At 44.5% G+C, this 15899-nt stretch carries 17 protein-coding genes; 5 read left to right on the top strand and 12 right to left on the bottom strand.

Annotated elements, in window-relative coordinates:
- Nucleotides 1–7: 7 nt before the first annotated feature.
- On the bottom strand, nucleotides 8–694 hold the full coding sequence (locus MKY41_RS00775) for a CoA transferase subunit A (RefSeq protein ID WP_041075670.1): 687 nt from the start codon (nucleotides 692–694) through the stop codon (nucleotides 8–10).
- 207 nt (nucleotides 695–901) lie between these two features.
- On the opposite strand from MKY41_RS00775, the gene MKY41_RS00770 reads away from it, so the two are divergent.
- Nucleotides 902–1861, top strand: a complete 960-nt coding sequence (locus MKY41_RS00770) for a TIGR01212 family radical SAM protein (RefSeq protein WP_340743237.1) — start codon at nucleotides 902–904, stop codon at nucleotides 1859–1861.
- Nucleotides 1858–2454, top strand: coding sequence for a class I SAM-dependent methyltransferase (locus MKY41_RS00765; protein ID WP_340743236.1), 597 nt, complete (start codon nucleotides 1858–1860; stop codon nucleotides 2452–2454). The genes MKY41_RS00770 and MKY41_RS00765 overlap by 4 nt, the downstream gene beginning before the upstream one ends.
- A gap of 112 nt (nucleotides 2455–2566) precedes the next feature.
- Here the strand turns inward: MKY41_RS00765 and MKY41_RS00760 are convergent, their stop codons facing one another.
- Both MKY41_RS00760 and MKY41_RS00755 read right to left on the bottom strand, forming a co-directional pair.
- Complete coding sequence (locus tag MKY41_RS00760) at nucleotides 2567–3370, bottom strand: ABC transporter ATP-binding protein (protein ID WP_340743235.1); 804 nt, start codon at nucleotides 3368–3370, stop codon at nucleotides 2567–2569.
- Nucleotides 3371–3421: 51 nt separating this feature from the next.
- The gene (locus tag MKY41_RS00755) at nucleotides 3422–4144 is read right to left on the bottom strand and encodes an SDR family NAD(P)-dependent oxidoreductase (RefSeq protein ID WP_340745598.1); all 723 of its coding nucleotides are present in this window, start codon (nucleotides 4142–4144) and stop codon (nucleotides 3422–3424) included.
- Between the two features lie 688 nt (nucleotides 4145–4832).
- On the opposite strand from MKY41_RS00755, the gene MKY41_RS00750 reads away from it, so the two are divergent.
- The gene (locus tag MKY41_RS00750; RefSeq protein WP_340743234.1) at nucleotides 4833–5324 is read left to right on the top strand and encodes a hypothetical protein; all 492 of its coding nucleotides are present in this window, start codon (nucleotides 4833–4835) and stop codon (nucleotides 5322–5324) included.
- 166 nt (nucleotides 5325–5490) lie between these two features.
- Here the strand turns inward: MKY41_RS00750 and MKY41_RS00745 are convergent, their stop codons facing one another.
- From MKY41_RS00745 to MKY41_RS00720, 6 genes are all read right to left on the bottom strand, one after another.
- A complete protein-coding gene (locus tag MKY41_RS00745; RefSeq protein WP_340743233.1) occupies nucleotides 5491–6024 on the bottom strand; it encodes a DUF2247 family protein in 534 nt (177 codons plus the stop codon).
- Nucleotides 6024–6539, bottom strand: a complete 516-nt coding sequence (locus MKY41_RS00740; RefSeq protein ID WP_340743232.1) for a DNA polymerase III — start codon at nucleotides 6537–6539, stop codon at nucleotides 6024–6026. The genes MKY41_RS00745 and MKY41_RS00740 overlap by 1 nt, the downstream gene beginning before the upstream one ends.
- A gap of 95 nt (nucleotides 6540–6634) precedes the next feature.
- The gene (locus MKY41_RS00735; protein WP_340743231.1) at nucleotides 6635–7081 is read right to left on the bottom strand and encodes a hypothetical protein; all 447 of its coding nucleotides are present in this window, start codon (nucleotides 7079–7081) and stop codon (nucleotides 6635–6637) included.
- Nucleotides 7082–7220: 139 nt separating this feature from the next.
- The gene (locus MKY41_RS00730) at nucleotides 7221–7442 is read right to left on the bottom strand and encodes a DUF2247 family protein (RefSeq protein ID WP_340743230.1); all 222 of its coding nucleotides are present in this window, start codon (nucleotides 7440–7442) and stop codon (nucleotides 7221–7223) included.
- 88 nt (nucleotides 7443–7530) lie between these two features.
- On the bottom strand, nucleotides 7531–8028 hold the full coding sequence (locus tag MKY41_RS00725; RefSeq protein ID WP_340743229.1) for a YxiF family protein: 498 nt from the start codon (nucleotides 8026–8028) through the stop codon (nucleotides 7531–7533).
- Nucleotides 8012–9517: a T7SS effector LXG polymorphic toxin gene (locus tag MKY41_RS00720; RefSeq protein ID WP_340743228.1), complete on the bottom strand. Its 1506-nt coding sequence runs from the start codon at nucleotides 9515–9517 to the stop codon at nucleotides 8012–8014. Before MKY41_RS00720 ends, MKY41_RS00725 begins: the two co-directional genes overlap by 17 nt.
- Before the next feature lie 572 nt (nucleotides 9518–10089).
- Between MKY41_RS00720 and MKY41_RS00715 the strand changes: the two genes are divergently transcribed.
- Both MKY41_RS00715 and MKY41_RS00710 read left to right on the top strand, forming a co-directional pair.
- Nucleotides 10090–10623 (top strand): STM3941 family protein, encoded by a 534-nt coding sequence (locus MKY41_RS00715; protein WP_340743227.1) that lies wholly within the window; start codon nucleotides 10090–10092, stop codon nucleotides 10621–10623.
- A 333-nt stretch (nucleotides 10624–10956) separates the two neighbouring features.
- A complete protein-coding gene (locus MKY41_RS00710; RefSeq protein WP_340743226.1) occupies nucleotides 10957–12000 on the top strand; it encodes an AI-2E family transporter in 1044 nt (347 codons plus the stop codon).
- 23 nt (nucleotides 12001–12023) lie between these two features.
- Here the strand turns inward: MKY41_RS00710 and MKY41_RS00705 are convergent, their stop codons facing one another.
- The 3 genes from MKY41_RS00705 to MKY41_RS00695 form a co-directional block, all read right to left on the bottom strand.
- Entirely contained in the window at nucleotides 12024–13364 is a 1341-nt protein-coding gene (locus MKY41_RS00705) for an MATE family efflux transporter (protein ID WP_340745597.1), read from the bottom strand.
- A 147-nt stretch (nucleotides 13365–13511) separates the two neighbouring features.
- Nucleotides 13512–14882 (bottom strand): VWA domain-containing protein, encoded by a 1371-nt coding sequence (locus MKY41_RS00700; RefSeq protein ID WP_340743225.1) that lies wholly within the window; start codon nucleotides 14880–14882, stop codon nucleotides 13512–13514.
- A 223-nt stretch (nucleotides 14883–15105) separates the two neighbouring features.
- The gene (locus MKY41_RS00695; protein ID WP_340745596.1) at nucleotides 15106–15873 is read right to left on the bottom strand and encodes a DUF817 domain-containing protein; all 768 of its coding nucleotides are present in this window, start codon (nucleotides 15871–15873) and stop codon (nucleotides 15106–15108) included.
- Nucleotides 15874–15899: the final 26 nt, after the last annotated feature.

The following is a 15899-nucleotide window of genomic DNA, read 5'->3' as shown; positions in this document are numbered from 1 at the left end:
CCTTTCCTTATCGAGTCGTCAGACGCTCGATCCGTTTTTCCTGCTCCGCTTGCAGAAGCCCTTGCACGTAGATGCTCGGTGTATGGATCGTAGCCGGATCCAAATCGCCCGCTTCCACAATCTCTTCTACTTCAGCAATGGTCACTTTCCCAGCCGCAGCAATCATCGGGTTGAAGTTTTGCGCCGTTTTATTGTAGATCAGATTTCCGAATTTATCGGCTTTCGCCGCACGGACCAAAGAGAAATCGGCATGTAGCGCTTCCTCCAGGACATATTCCTTGCCATCGAATTCACGGACCTCTTTCCCTTCCGCGATGACTGTCCCTACCCCGGCAGGTGTGAAGAAAGCTGGAATGCCTGCACCGCCCGCGCGAATTTTCTCCGCTAGCGTACCTTGCGGCGTCAATTCCACTTCGATTTCGCCGGCTAGCACTTGGCGTTCAAACTCTTTGTTTTCCCCTACATAGGATCCGATCATTTTCTTGATTTGCTTATTTTTGAGCAGGAGTCCGAGTCCCCAATCATCGACTCCGCAGTTATTAGAAATGACCGTCAAATCCTTGACGCCTTTTTCGACAAGCGCCAAAATGAGCTGCTCCGGAATCCCCACTAATCCGAAACCGCCAACCATTAATGTAGCACCGTCTTCGATGTGTGCGATTGCTTCTTGTGCAGATGAATAAATCGGTTTCATCCAACATCCCCCTTTTGCAATAGTACTTCTCTTTTATTAAAACAGAAGATTTGCAATGTTGCAATGGCAGATACCCTTTTCTCCTTTATTCGGGGGGTGTATCCTTCATCGCGGGAGGAGAATGTGACGACAATTGATCGGTGATGATGAAACATGATGAAACATGAAAAAACATGGTACAATCTACTTGTCAGAGGAGTGAAACATGTGGAAAAACAACTTTTCCCCTTCCCGACCGAAGGGAAACGATATTATACATGGTCCAGGCATTTGAAGGACGAATTCGGTTTCAAAGTGTTCAAAGTCGCCTTGGATGCGGGGTTTGATTGCCCCAATCGAGACGGCACGGTCGCTTTCGGGGGCTGTACGTTTTGCAGTGCAGCCGGATCCGGTGATTTTGCGGGCGACCGGGTGGATCCGATCGATGTCCAATTCGCTGAAATTCGCGATAAAATGCACAAGAAATGGAAAGAAGGCAAGTATATGGCCTATTTCCAAGCGTACACGAACACCCACGCGCCGCTGCCCAAACTGAAGGAAAAATTTGAAGCGGCCTTGGCACAGGAAGGGGTCGTCGCCCTTTCGATCGCCACGCGTCCGGATTGCTTGCCGGATGACGTCGTCGAATATTTGGCGGAGCTGCATGAACGGACTTATCTATGGGTTGAACTCGGCTTGCAGACTGTCCATGAAAGAACGGCAAACTTGGTCAACCGCGCCCATGATTTCCAAACGTACGTCGAAGGGGTCCAAAAACTTCGGAAGCATGGCATCCGCGTCTGCACGCATATCATTAACGGACTGCCGCTCGAGGACTATGACATGATGATGGAAACCACCCGTGAAGTGGCGAAGCTCGACGTCCAAGGCATTAAAATCCATTTGCTTCATCTATTAAAAGGGACACCAATGGTGAAACAATATGAAAAAGGCCAGCTGGAATTCCTGGAGAAAGAGGAGTATATCAAGCTCGTCGCCGACCAATTGGAGATCCTGCCGCCGGACATGATCATCCACCGCATCACAGGCGACGGGCCGATCGAGTTGATGATCGGGCCGATGTGGAGTGTGACGAAATGGGAAGTGCTCAACGGCATCGATAAGGAACTTGAACGCCGGGGCAGCTGGCAAGGGAAATTTTACGAGAAAGCGGTCGAAACGATATGAATCAAATCAAACTTCATCGGGTGCTCCCCTTCGCCAAACGATTGATGGCAGAAACGGTCCTGCCTGGAGAAACCGTGGTAGATGCGACGGCGGGCAACGGCAATGACACGCTATTTTTAGCGGAGCAAGTCGGGGAAGCCGGACATGTCTTCGCCTTCGATATCCAACAGACGGCGCTCGATGCGACAAAGGAACGGCTCGGGGATTTGAATCTTCGCGTCTCCCTCATTTTGGATAGCCATTCCAATGTGTCTGAATATGTGGAAGGTCCGATCGGAGGGGCGATGTTCAACCTCGGCTATTTGCCATATAGTGAAGATTTATCGGTCATCACGAAACCAGAGACGACCATCCAGGCTATCCACCATTTGCTCGGCATGCTGAAAAAAGGCGGAATCATCGCGGTTTCGGTTTATGACGGCCATGAGGGAGGAAAAGAGGAAAGAGACGCTTTACTCTCCTACGTAAAAACATTGCATCAAGCGGACGTGCACGTCATCCGCTACGAACTGCTCAACCAGCGAAACAATCCACCGTTTTTAGTGGCATTTGAAAAGGTCCGGGATTTTGAGGAAATTCGGACAGTGGAATAAGTTCCAATTAGTTGATTACCACATAACATTTTCTGTAAGCGATCATAACGGTACATCTACACAAAGACAGGCAGCAAATTTTCTGCTGCCTGTCTTTCAACGAGTTACTTCCTTATACTTTTGATGACACTTCCGTTTGCTGAACAGATAAATAAGGACGCCCCTCTTGCCATTGCACGGTGACCGGAACATTGAACGTTTCCGACAGCAGCTCATCGGTAACAACTTCCGATTTCGGGCCCGCCGCCACAATGCGACCTTCTTTCAATAGAAGCACATGCGTGATGTCCTTCACCAATTCCTCGATATGATGGGTGACGTAGACGATATGACAGCCGTTTAGGGATACCGTCTCCAACGCCTGCAAAAACTGTTCGCGTGACAAAATATCCAATCCGGAGCACGGTTCGTCCAAAATAAGCATTTTCGGATCACTCATTAACGCCCGCGCAATCAACACCCGCCTCTTTTCCCCTTCCGAGACTAGGTGCACCGACTTCCCTTTCAAATACGATAAACGGAAAGCATCAAGCAGTTGATCGACGCGGGTCCAGTCTGCCTCCGTCACTTCTTCATAAACGCCGAAGCTTGCAAACTTCCCGCTGACGATAACTTTTTCCACCGGATCGTTCTGGAAATATTGCGAAAACCGCTCCAACGAACTGCTCACAAATCCAATCTGCTTCCGGAGTTCAGGCAAGTTCGTCTGGCCGAAGACATTTCCGAAGACAGCCGCCTCTCCGCTCGAAGGAACATTATACGCTGAAATGATATTCAATAAAGAAGTTTTTCCAGACCCATTCAGTCCAAGAATCCCCCAATGCTCATTTTCCCGAATTTCCCAATCAATAGTATGTAAAATCTCTTTTTTCCCTCTTTGGAATGAAACATCTGCTAAAGATACGATCGTTTCCATCCATACTCCCCACTTTCTTCGTTTATTGAATTGTAAAGGGGACAGTCACCTTTACATTTTAAATTGCCGGATGTCAGCGATTGGCCCGACTGCCCGGAAATTTTCCTGCTCCAAAAATGCCAGCAAACTTTCGGCAGTTTGTTCTGCACTGGCCAAAGCCCCTGTCTCTTTGTAATCAATGAACCGATCCAACATCGGGAAATCCTTCCGCTCACTCGCCCGGATCGTCTCCTGCATTTCCGTATCGATGATGCCCGGTGCAATCGAAACGATTTCGACAGGATGCTTCTCCTTCTCCTGCTCCAATGCGACGACACGGGAAAATTGATCCAATCCGGCTTTCGTCGTGCCATAAACACTCCAGCCTGTATACGGATTGCGGCCGGCTCCGGAAGAGATATTCATGATTCGTTTCGGCCCGGCAAACGATCGCAAGGCAGCGATGAACGAATTCGATAGGATCATAGGCGCCGTCAAATTGACGGCAAGGGCAGTCTCCATTACGCCCGCATCCAATGTCCCGGCTAGGCCGATCGGCTCAACCATGCCGGCGTTATTGATCAGCGTAAAAGAGTCTGCCTGCTTCCTATATGAATCGATGACACCTTTCATCACATCCCCAAGCTGGTCGGTCTTGGAGAGGTCGACAGTTATAAATTGTTCAGCATTTGTCGGATTGGTCCGAGCAATTCCGATCACCTGATTGCCTTTCGCCCGCAGTTGCTCAAATAAGGCGGCCCCGATGCCTTTGGAAGCTCCCGTTACAATGAACACATCCAACATTTATTCCCCCTTTTGTATAGGCGGAGAGCCATTCTTCTACAAATAGTGTACCATTTTGTAAAGGTGACAGTCACCTTTACAATTTGAAAACGATTCTGAATATACACTACCCTCTCCAATGAAAGACCGGTTCCAGGTCCTTTTTGAATTTTTTTAGAATCTGGCGCCTTTAAAACTTTAACTATAATCAGTATGCACTTGCCTCCCTCGCCCTCCAACCAACGACGTACCATAAAAGAAGAGGAAGGAATATCTAAAATAAATGAACCAAAAACTCAACCTCCTTTCTCTAAATAAGCTAGAAAGGAGGGGACAACATGTCACTATTTTTTGAAGATGAAATACAAAAAGTGAAGAGGAATATGGATCGCTCAGGATTGGAAGAGTTAATGTCGCAGGACCCTCGCAATAAACCAGGTTGGTCCGACAGAAATCGGAACCAGTATGTAAGACACACTTTTTATCGAAGAAATCAACGGGATTCCGGAAATCGACCCGATGGCTGATGGAACATCATGTAAGAAAAGCGCTGATCTCTTAGGGTCGGCGCTTTTTCTGATTTGTAAAGGATACCGACACCCGATTAAAGACACTTTCCCTTCCCGAACCTCCGTAAATGAACACCCACGTTATCCTAGGCATAAGTTAGATAGGCATAGAATGAAAGGGAGGGATTGACATGGCGAACTTTCTATCGTTTAGCGGTACGGTGACGGCAATCAATGATTTTATAATAGGATCGAACGACCCCATGTCCGGTTGTTATAAATTATTTACATTGGAAAACCCGAACGGTTTAATCGTGAATTTCGTAATAGAACCCGGTACGTATTTCGTAGACCATGTTTTAGTCAAAGTGGGAGATCAAGTAACAGGATTTTATGATGCGAATCTACCTGTGCCGTTGATTTACCCGCCGCAATATCGGGCGGTCGTCATAGCGAAGAATCGACCGGATCAATTTGTCGATGTGGACTATTTCGATCAGCAACTCGTGAACAGTAAAGGCAATTTAAAACTGAATCTGTCCCGACAGACCAAAATAGTTCTTGAAAACGGGCAGGCCTTTACTAAATATCCGGCCAATCGGGATTTAATAGTCGTTTATAACTTCACGACAAAAAGCATTCCGGCTCAAACAACCCCATCGCAAGTGATTGTCATGTGCTAAATGAAATTCCGTTCAGACCTCTCTCGTCTGGGCGGGATTTTTAGTATGACAGACTGATTGGGTAGCCGAACATCATTTCCGCCATGAAACTTGTCCGCCGCTTTTGAATTCGAGGGTCTCTATAAAAAAAGACCTTGTCTCGTATCAATCTCATTTCAAACAGTCCTTAAACTACATATTGCTGTAAATAGTGCAGCTCCTTATTTAGAAATTCATTAAACAAGGTAAATAGCCTGACAACATTTTCTTCTTTCGTGTATCGGGAAGGATCAAAACCATCTGGAGGAGGCAGATAGTTAATAAAGCTTTCCATGCCTTCAGGGTAATCAAAATCAGCATATACTTCGGCAACCTGGCTTAATAATTCCTCCAAGTCGTCTGGATACTCCATTTTCAGAGAAGCTAATAAAGCAAATCGCCATTTCCTTTTCTCAATTTGCCAGATGTCGGCATCCAAATCCAAGTCCTGAACACCTAACTCCTTCAATAAACGTATCCATACCATCTCGTAATCTGTTTCTTCTTCTCTCCAGGCAAGCTGAATCATGTTTGGATCGTCTATTTCTGGATGGTGAGTTAATAACTCAACTGCATAGCTAGAGATTTCACTAGGTTTTAGGAGATCTAATTTTACCCCTGCATAAACCGTTTTCCAATCAAAACTGATTTGGTTCTGCTTAAAAATATCCATCAGACACATTAAGGATTCTCCTCGCAAATGTTGATGAGTTCTGTAGGAACAGGTTCAAACACCAACACTTCCGGCTTCATATATGGTTTCTGTAAAAGATATTCATTCAACGTCATCATACTTTTCCAATACAATGCAATCCAGTGCTCTATATTTTCTCCAGTGTCGAAATTCAAGGCTTCTTCATCAAAATCCTTTACATCTTCATAAAATGCCTGATCATAGATGGATAATGAAATGTCGCCGTCAAATACTAGAATCTTATCGGTAAATAAAGGAAAACAGAAAGATCTAGTAAAACGGTTTATCAAGTCCACTCCTATCGCTTCTCGGAAATCGACCCAGGCAGGTATATGAGAAGGCCTCAAGCTCTCGGTAATTTCCATTTTCACCTTGCCGCCGTTGCTATAGCGATGGTTGGATCCTGTAGTGCAATGTATGCCATCCAGTATGACTTGCTCTTTGTATACAAAATGTTGATGGTCATCCGGTAAATATGCATGATATAAAAGTTGTGGATCCATTCTCTTTCACCCGCTTTCACTTTAGTGAATTGGCCGCAAGTCTTGAAAAGCCATGTAACCAATCAAGGCTATCGAATCAAAACAATGAATTTTTATCACTGTTCATGGACGGTAATAAAAAATTCTCCGTCTTCTTCCTCGAAAACACTTACAACTATATTTCGATTGGGAAACCTGTCTTTAAAGCTAAGGGACCAGAATTTTCTAAGGGCTTCTCCTAATGCCTGAATTTGGTCCCTTAGGTCTTCTTCACCAACATTGATATGAAAAAAATCTTTTACTTGGTACAGGTTCATCATTTTTTCGATTGTCACTTTATTATTTTGATAATCCTTTTTCCACCTACTGAAATTCTTTTGTGAGAACTTATCTTTTAATAAAAAGCATCCTTCCACCTCAACAATATCCGGATAGAAAAATTTTGCAAACCCGAGAGCTGTGTGTATATCCGATTTCATATTGACATAGTTCCACCATGTGAAATCCCCTTCGTTCGCCTCTTTAAAATCCATAAATTCCTCATTTATTTCATCTTTGAACAAAAATATCCCCCCTAATCTTTTCAATCGACATTTTTGGAAATTTCAGAGGAGGCAGCTAGCCGGACCATTATCATTCTGATACTTCTCCCCTATTTTAGGATTCAGGAATCCCAACAAAAAAATCTGGAAAGACATTCAGTCAGGTAATTAACCTGATTTCATTTTCTTCTTTAGTATATAGGAAAGGATCAAAACCATCTGAAGGAGGCAGATAATTAATAAAGCTTTCCATGTCTTTCGGGTAATCAAAAACAGCATATACTTCGGCAACCCGGTTTAATAATTCCTCCAAGTCGTCTGCTAACAAAGCAAATCGACAGTTCCTTATCTGAATTTGCAAAACGTCGGCATCTAAGTCCAAGTCCTAAACCCCTACCCTGTTTTCCGTTGACCTGCAAAAAAAGAACCTTGATAGACATTCAGCCAATCAAGATTCTCAAATTCCTCGTTTATTCCAACCCCCAAACCGTAAGTTCATAAAAATACTCTGTTCTTTCTATACATAATCCAAAATTGAAATCTTCACCAACGAGAACAAAGTCTCCATACCCTGTCGAAAATTTGGTTACTTCAAGAACTTTTTCTAGATTACGAAATACTTCATTTACTTGAACCAAAACAGCTTCTATTTCATTCTCTCTAAAAAACAGTACTCTTCCTTCGTTGGGGATGTCTTCAATCTGAGCAATCAATTCATACAATAAACGCTTTGACTTTTGAATATTTTCTTTATAGTCCTCCCCTTGCACCTGAACCTTATTTTCCTTTGTGAGAAGTAATGAGAATACTTTTTTACAAAATGAATCATTATCATCACCGTCTAAAAAAGGGGCTTCCGGAAGATCCATGAAGTGCAATTCTTCAATCAACTTCTTCCTTCTGCTTTTTCTTTTCAACAACTCCATCTTGGCTTGTCTTTCGCCGCCCAAATTAATCACCTTCCCCACGGTTTCCCTTCTTTTTATAACCACTTAAATCTTCTGGTGAATGTCCAGGATACTGATTATATCTTCCTTTTTCCAACGGACTGCCCTTTAAATCGTCCGCTCCATGAAAGTGAGGACCTCGTCCAAATTTATCTTCCCTGTGCTCTATTATATATTTTTTCTTTCCATCCACTTCGAATTCATATACTCGTCTATTCTCGGTTGACCCATCGTAAACATCGACAGGCTTCTTATGCTGAGTAGAGTTGGGAATCCCGGCATTTCTCTTTGCATCCCTGAAGGCCCCATTTTTTGTTAGGATCTTATCATTGTCCACAATCCCCATCTTTTTCGGATCTGCCACTTTGCCGACGTCTTTCGTCTTGCCGCCGAATGTCTTCTTCAGGAACTTGAATCCTAGTCTTCCCGCTTTGATGCCTTTTCCGATCGGTGTGACCGAAACGATGGCCATGCCTTTGTCCAATAAGGAAGCGTCCTTATCCAGTATGGTATTGACGTCGTCCATGACTAAAAAATCCAAGACTGCCTTCGCAGCCTTGCCTGCGTTTGGCGGGACAAGTCCCTGGAAGTTCGCACGCTCGCCAATGACCGCCTTGTATTGCATGTCCGGATTGCCATCATTGACACTGGCTTTCGTCCGGGCCCGCGTTTGTAAATGGGCTCCCTCTGTTGCCAACGCCGCATAGATCCGCTGCAAGTCTTCATCTTTGCTAGTTGCAGCAATCGTTTTATTCGCTTCAATCAGGTTCGATTCGATGCTCTGTTGGAGTTCCTTCGGTGACTCGGAACCACCGAGGACACCCGTTGTGAACTTCTCTTGGTATTGCACATCCGTCTGAAGAAGATTCTTCGCCAGCAGTTCCGCCCATTGACCGGTGTCGAAATGGATATCCGATCTATCGTCCGTGAACATCCCTTCGACGTCCGTGATCCAACGCTGCATTACCTGAAGATGATCATGGATGGCAGACAATACACTTGTCTGTTCCGAATCAAAGGCATGCAGCTCCGTTACTGTATTATCCCGCTTTTTCTTCGACCTGTAAACGCCATCCTGCACGTCGCTGTCGTCCATATTCGGCAGCGCGATAATATCCGCCACTTTGCTCATGATCTGGTTCGCTTCATCGGTCAAGCTCGCCGTCACCATTGCAATTTCATCCAATCCCTGCTCCACTTCCCCTTCAAGGAAGCTTTCACGGATGAAACCGGACGGATCGGGTTCGAGTGCGCTCAAGGCAGCATCCATGCGCTCGAGCACGTTTAGAAAATCACTCTGCGTCATATGGAACAGCCGAATAAACGGAAGATGGACTTCATTATAAAACGACCGGATGGCATGGCCCCCCTCCCCTTTGAACGCTTCGTCAAGTGCGACAAACGCCGTAATGGCCGTTTCTACCGCCTCCATCTCCGACTTCAGGCGGGTCAGCATGTCGATATTAGTTCGCAACCCTTCATGAAATGGACTGACAGCCAGAATTTTCAACGCGCCTCCACCTGCCCATCCACCCATTGTACAAAGACAGTCCCCACTTCTCCCCGTCCCCTTTCCCAAAATGTATAATCCATGTTTTGACATAGGTTATAAATATCACGCTCGGTTGCTAAGGTCAAATAACGTAAGATCACGAGGTTTTCAGACTAAGCAGAAGGACTCTAGGATTAACTTCCTTTTCGAGTTTAAAAGGTGAAACCCTCTCTACTTCACACGCTGTCCTAGACGAATAATCGGGTCAAACTTACGAGTATACGTTCATATCCAATTCTTTTGTTTCATTTAAGACAGCTGAAATCGGAACGAGGCAGCAGAATTATTGATCCTCGCATTCAGGGAACCGGCGACAAGAATGTTGCCAGTCAGAAGTTAGTTTGTTGGAATCACTTCCCGATCTCAAACATTTTTATCATTCACCAGGAACTTTTTGGAACTGTATCAACCTATTGTTATGTTGTTTTGCTTTTATTTCCAAGAGGAGAGTATAATGTTTTGGGCCGATTGCCTGGCTTACTTTTTTGTCAAACAGACAACCAATTAGTCTATTGGAAGGAGAGGGAAATTTGAATGCGATAGAAATTTATCCGAAAAAGGGAAGGATGTTCATGCTGTTCTTCTTTTCCTTGCTATTCACGTTGTTGGGCGTTTTATTTTTGTGGATATCAACGGAGGAAGGATCACCGTTTTGGCTAGGAGTAATTGGGGTCATAACCATCGCCTTCTTTGGCTTGGGCGGGGTTTATTACGTAAAGGAATTGATAATCCGAAAGCCCGCGGTCATGATCACGGATGAAGGCATTATCGATCGGTCCAGTTTTATCGGAGCCGGACTGGTGAAATGGGAAGAGATTGAGAGCGTTGAATTCATTACAATGAGCGGACAATTATTCCTCGCTATTTTCACCTTTGATCCCAACTTGATTATCGATCGCTCCAGCGGTATTAAACGCATATTGAACAAGCTCAATAAAGGGCTTCTTCCGTCACAAGTGAACATCCCCGCAAACAATTTAGCGTGCTCCCCGGAAGAACTTATGGATAAAATCGGCCATCAGTGGCAATTGAAACTGGACGAAACATTTGGAGAGCAAGCGTAAAGTATTGAATGCGAATGAAGTTTCAACGAAATGGACCGGCGAGTGCCGATCCATTTCTTTTCATTCAATCCCTTGTTTTTCTGCCAGCTTTTCTCCCCCGCTTTCCTGGTGACAGTCACCTTTGCAATTCGGAAACAATTCAGAATCGTTTCTGAGTAATGTTTGAATATATGACACTTTCCTGCACGTATAGTTATTCACTTAAATTGGCAAAAACTACGATAGGTAAAGAGTTCTTGCTTGTAATCTTTAGCAGACAAGAGGATACTAACATCAAAGGGGCATAGGTGGATTTTTATACATAAAAATTGAATACGAGGGGTATTTGTTTACATGGATGCGCTAATAGAATTATTTAGAAAAAAAGAAGTAAAACGATTTATCATTTTTGCCTTAATCATCATTCTGCTCTTTAGTGTGAGAAGTATGATGAATTTAATCTTGCTTACCTTTATTTTTTCATTTTTAATGAATCGGCTCGTTGATTTTACGGCAAAGCGTGTTCAATTGAATCATAAACTGATTGTCATCACACTTTATACATTGATAGTCAGCATATTGACAGTGGGTGTTGTGAAATATTTACCACTCATCTCGCTGGAAATTAGCCAGCTCATTAAGCAAATGACGAATTTCTTCACGCAGCCACATGAGAATCCATTGCTTGGCATGCTGGAATCCATTATTTCCGGTGAACAGATTAAGGCCTATATCGAGAACGGCTTTTCGTTTTTACTGAAGTCATTTTCAGATATTAGTAAAACAAGTGTTCAAGTGCTAATCGCTTTGATTTTGAGCTTGTTTTTTCTTCTTGAAAAACCGCGCCTCATCAAGTTCACGAGTAAGTTTAAAAACAGTAAGATTGCTCCGTTTTATTATGAAATTGAATTTTTCGGAAAGAAATTTTCTCGTACATTCGGCAAAGTGATCGAAGCGCAATTCATCATTGCACTCGTCAATACATTTTTATCGGTCATTGTTTTAATGGTCCTTGGCTACCCGCAAATCGTCGGATTGGCCATTATGATTTTCTTCCTAGGGCTCATCCCTGTAGCAGGTGTTATTATTTCATTAATTCCCCTCACAATCATCGGTTTTACAATTGGTGGATTCCTGACCGTCACCTACTTACTCATCGCCATCATGGTCATCCATGCGATTGAAGCGTATATTTTGAATCCGAAACTGATGTCATCGAAAACGGATTTACCCGTTTTCTATACATTCGTCGTACTTATTTTTTCACAAAACTTCTTTGGCGTCTGGGGACTGATCATCGGAATTCCCGTCTTTGTTTTCCTACTCGACATACTGGAAGTGACCGATAAAGAACCTGCACAGACACCCTTAACTCAAAAAGACAAGTCGGACAGCTGACGTCCTTCTTGTCTTTTTTTCTATTACGATTCATCTGCGAACGCATTCACCTTTTTCCATTTTCCGTATCGATAATAAAGGAACGCGAAGATACTACTGATAACAAAACTAATGCCCATGCCAAGAGCGATTCCTTTTTCACCGAAAAGGCCCGAGAGGAAATACGTAACCGGATAGCGCAACAGCCAAAACGAAATGATATTCAAAACAAGAACTTGAAACATTGCTCCTGCTGCTCGGACTGCTCCATTGAGGATGAAGTTGACGCCAAGGAAGGGATAGAAAAAAGCAATCATTTTCAAATAATTAGCACCAAAATCGGCAGCTTCCGTCTCCGTGATGAATAGTCGGATCCCATAATCCGCGAACAGAACGATGGCAAACGCCAAAATAAGCATAACGATGAGGTTATAAAAGAAGCCGTACCTTGTAATTTGGTGCACACGGTCCCATCTCCCCGCTCCGATATTTTGCCCCGCCATACTGTTGACGGCTGTTCCGAGCGCTTGCGCTGGCAGCATGATCAAGCTATCCAACCGCTGGGCCGCCCCGTAGCCGGCTACGACAGCGGGACCGAAAGAAGCAACCACACTCATGATGGCCATTACCCCGGCGGAAATGACACTCATCTGTAAACCTGCGGGAATTCCCAACTTCAAAATAGCGAGTACTTCGTGTCGCGCCGGAAGATGAGGCTTGGAAAACGGGATGCGACTTCCCTTGATGGAATAGTAAATCCCAACTAGAAAAGCGATTCCTTGCGAGACTACCGTTGCGTACCCCGCCCCTTCGATGCCCCAACCGCATACAGCAATAAAAAACGGGTCCAATACGGCATTCAAAATAACAGCTGTCAGCACGAAATAAAGCGGTGACTTTGAGTCTCCCATCGCTCGGAAGGCCGTGCCGATGAAATTATAGCCAAATAAAAACAAAATCCCAATAAAATTGATCCGCAAATAGGATGCAGCCATTTCCACCATCTTCTCCGGCGTTCCGAGTAATAGTAAAATGGGCTCTGCCAGCAAGTAACCTGCCACACCGAGCACGATTGCCATAGCCGTTAGGAGGACAACAAAAGCATTCAAATATCGCCGAAGCCCCGCCTCATTCCCTTTCCCTTTCTGTTGGGATAAAATCGTCAGCGCTGCATTATTCACACCGATTACGAATGAGAGGACCGTGAAAATAACTGTTCCAGACAATGCCACAGCTCCCAAGGCATCCGCCCCGATCAGATTACCGACCCATAAGCTATCGATGAATTGATAAGATACTTGCAGTAGGTTCGTAATTAAGATAGGTGTCGAGAAGAAAAAGAGCTGCTTCATGATATTACCTTCCGTAAAATCATGTTGCTTCACCATGTCACTTTCCCACCCCCATGTCTTTCCATAGCAATAACTTTCTAGTTTATCATTATAGGAGAGAAGCTTCCATCCCCAAGGAGTGCACAGAGCGCAGTCCAATGGATAAAAAATAGACCGGCGAGTAGCCGGTCCGTTGGGATGTCAGTTCTTTTCATTCAATTCCTTGATTTTCCGACTGCCTTCCTCGTCAAATTCTTTGAACTTCTTTGCGCCGCTCTCCACACTTTCCCGGTATGCTTGCGAGCCTTTTTCCTCCGCATAATGATATTTGGAAGCTCCGTACTTCGAAACCAACGAATACACTTCCGAAATTGGATGGCCTGCTTCACTGAACCTTTTCTTTAAATAATTTTGCGCCGCTTCCATTCTTTGTTTTTCACGAACCGCTTTTTCCACCATGCTTTGTTTCGTATCGATCGCCAGTTGGACTTTATCCTGCTTTACTTTAATCGTCTCCAGCTGGCCTTCCACTTTCCAGTCGATCCAATCCTGTTTGATCTGTTGATATTGGGCTCTCATAAATTCCTTTAAGTCCCGTTCGGAGGAAACATACGTGAACTCCCCGTTACCGGCGCTTGCGACTTCTTTTAATAGTCTCTGCCCTTCGTCATCCACATCAAATCCAATAATATTGACGACTGTCTCAATATTGTCCGATGCCAATTTTTTTGCGGCGTTGACAGGGTCGCCGTCACATGTTTCAATTCCATCGCTGACCACATAGACGATAACATCCTCCACATTCGCAGGAATGTCTTCCTTCACCTTTTCCAGAACGAGGCCAATCGGTGTCCAGCCAGCCGGTTGTACCGATTGCAAGGATTTTTGAAACTCTCCTTTGTCAAACGTTCCGTTGTATAAATTTTCGGTACTGCTGCATGACAAATCTTTATCCACTTTGCTGCCGGATCCTTTATGACCATACACTCGCATGGAAATCGTGGCCTCTTCTGGAATCTGTTCTGCAAATTCCAACACCGCTTCTTTGGCCGCCTCCATCCGCGTTCGATTCCCGGACATCGCCTTCATGCTCCCGCTCGCATCGATCAAGATGGCAAAATGAACTTTTTTCAATTCAAACTCTGCAACGGACTCATCTGGACGGGCCAAATCTACATCCACAGTCGGGTCAAAATGAAGAAGTGTCTCTAATTCGTCATGGTAATCTTCTGTAAATAAATATTTCAACTCTTCTACATACTGTTCCGGCGTTAAATCGTCTGGGAATTGATCCAATGCCTCGTTTACCTTCACTTCATCGTATGCGTCCCCACTAAAAATCCCAGGTTCCCGCAGCAACTCTTGTTCCAACTCTGACAGCTCGCGGCCGGGATCTGCAATCTCAAAATAGTTTACCTTTTTAGGCGTGTATTCCTCAACAAGCTGAGCCTTCTGCTCTGTCTCTTCAACGTTTTCCGCCTGTTCCTCCGCAGAAATCTCCTCTGTTTTATCAGAACTGCAACCGCTCAGAAAAAGAGTAGCTGTAACTATCCCCATCCAAAGTTTCTTCATTTCCGATCCACTCTTTCTTCACTTTTCTTCAAATCATAAGGAAGAACTCAGTGAACATCAATGGAGTTCGGTGATATTACTTCTTTGTGCATAGGGGCCACGATAAAAGACGGTGAAAAGGTCTTACGCATTTTCTACCTGTGCGGGGCGTCTTGTTTCCTCTTTTATTGAATTAAAACAATCTCTCACCACAATCGGGACAATGCACCCTTCAGCGTAACTATTAGTTCAATTTTTCCTTCGCCTGCTTTAACGTAGCGACGATCAGAAAGCTGACAATGACCAATAAAAGCCACGAACTTACCTTTCCAAGATGCACGAGACTCCATGCTTCGGCTTGGTTCGGATATTGCCAAGCTCCTAAAAATGTGGCGATATTTTCAGCAATCCATATAAAAAATCCAATGAGCACAAATGATAATGCGATTGGCATCCGATATTTTGTCCCATTCACCTCATAAGTGACCCAAGATTTCCAAAAGACGAGAATGACAAGCGCGGCTAACCACCAACGAACGTCGATCCAAAAATGATGCATAAAAAAGTTCAAATAAATAGCGGCACCTAGTGGAACAACAACGAAAAACGGCGGCCACTTCACAAGATCGACCTGTAACCTCCTCCACGCTTGGCAAAGATAACTGGCGACACTCGCATACATGAACCCGCTATACAAAGGCACACCTCCAATTTTGATATACCCTTCCTCTGGATATGACCAAGAGCCCATATGTACTTTGAATAGTTCAAGAGCCAGTCCAATCAAGTGGAACAAGGTGATGACCTTCAACTCATCCCGCGTTTCAAGTCCCGAACGCACCATTCCCCACTGCGTGAGAAGGAATATGATAAGCAGCCAGTCATACCGCGGCAGGAAAGGAAGCGGAATAACTTGAGTTAGAGCAAGAGAACCGAAAATGATGACGGGGAACAAACAGGAAAGTGCCTGCTCCCAGCCAAAACGGACAAATTGTTTGAATGCACCTTTCATGCGCTCTCCTGTTGAGAACTCATAAG

Source organism: Sporosarcina sp. FSL W7-1349 (assembly GCF_038003045.1).
Classification (GTDB): Bacteria; Bacillota; Bacilli; order Bacillales_A; family Planococcaceae; genus Sporosarcina.
Note: the sequence above shows the minus strand (reverse complement) of the source record. Positions and strands in the feature narration are given on the sequence as shown.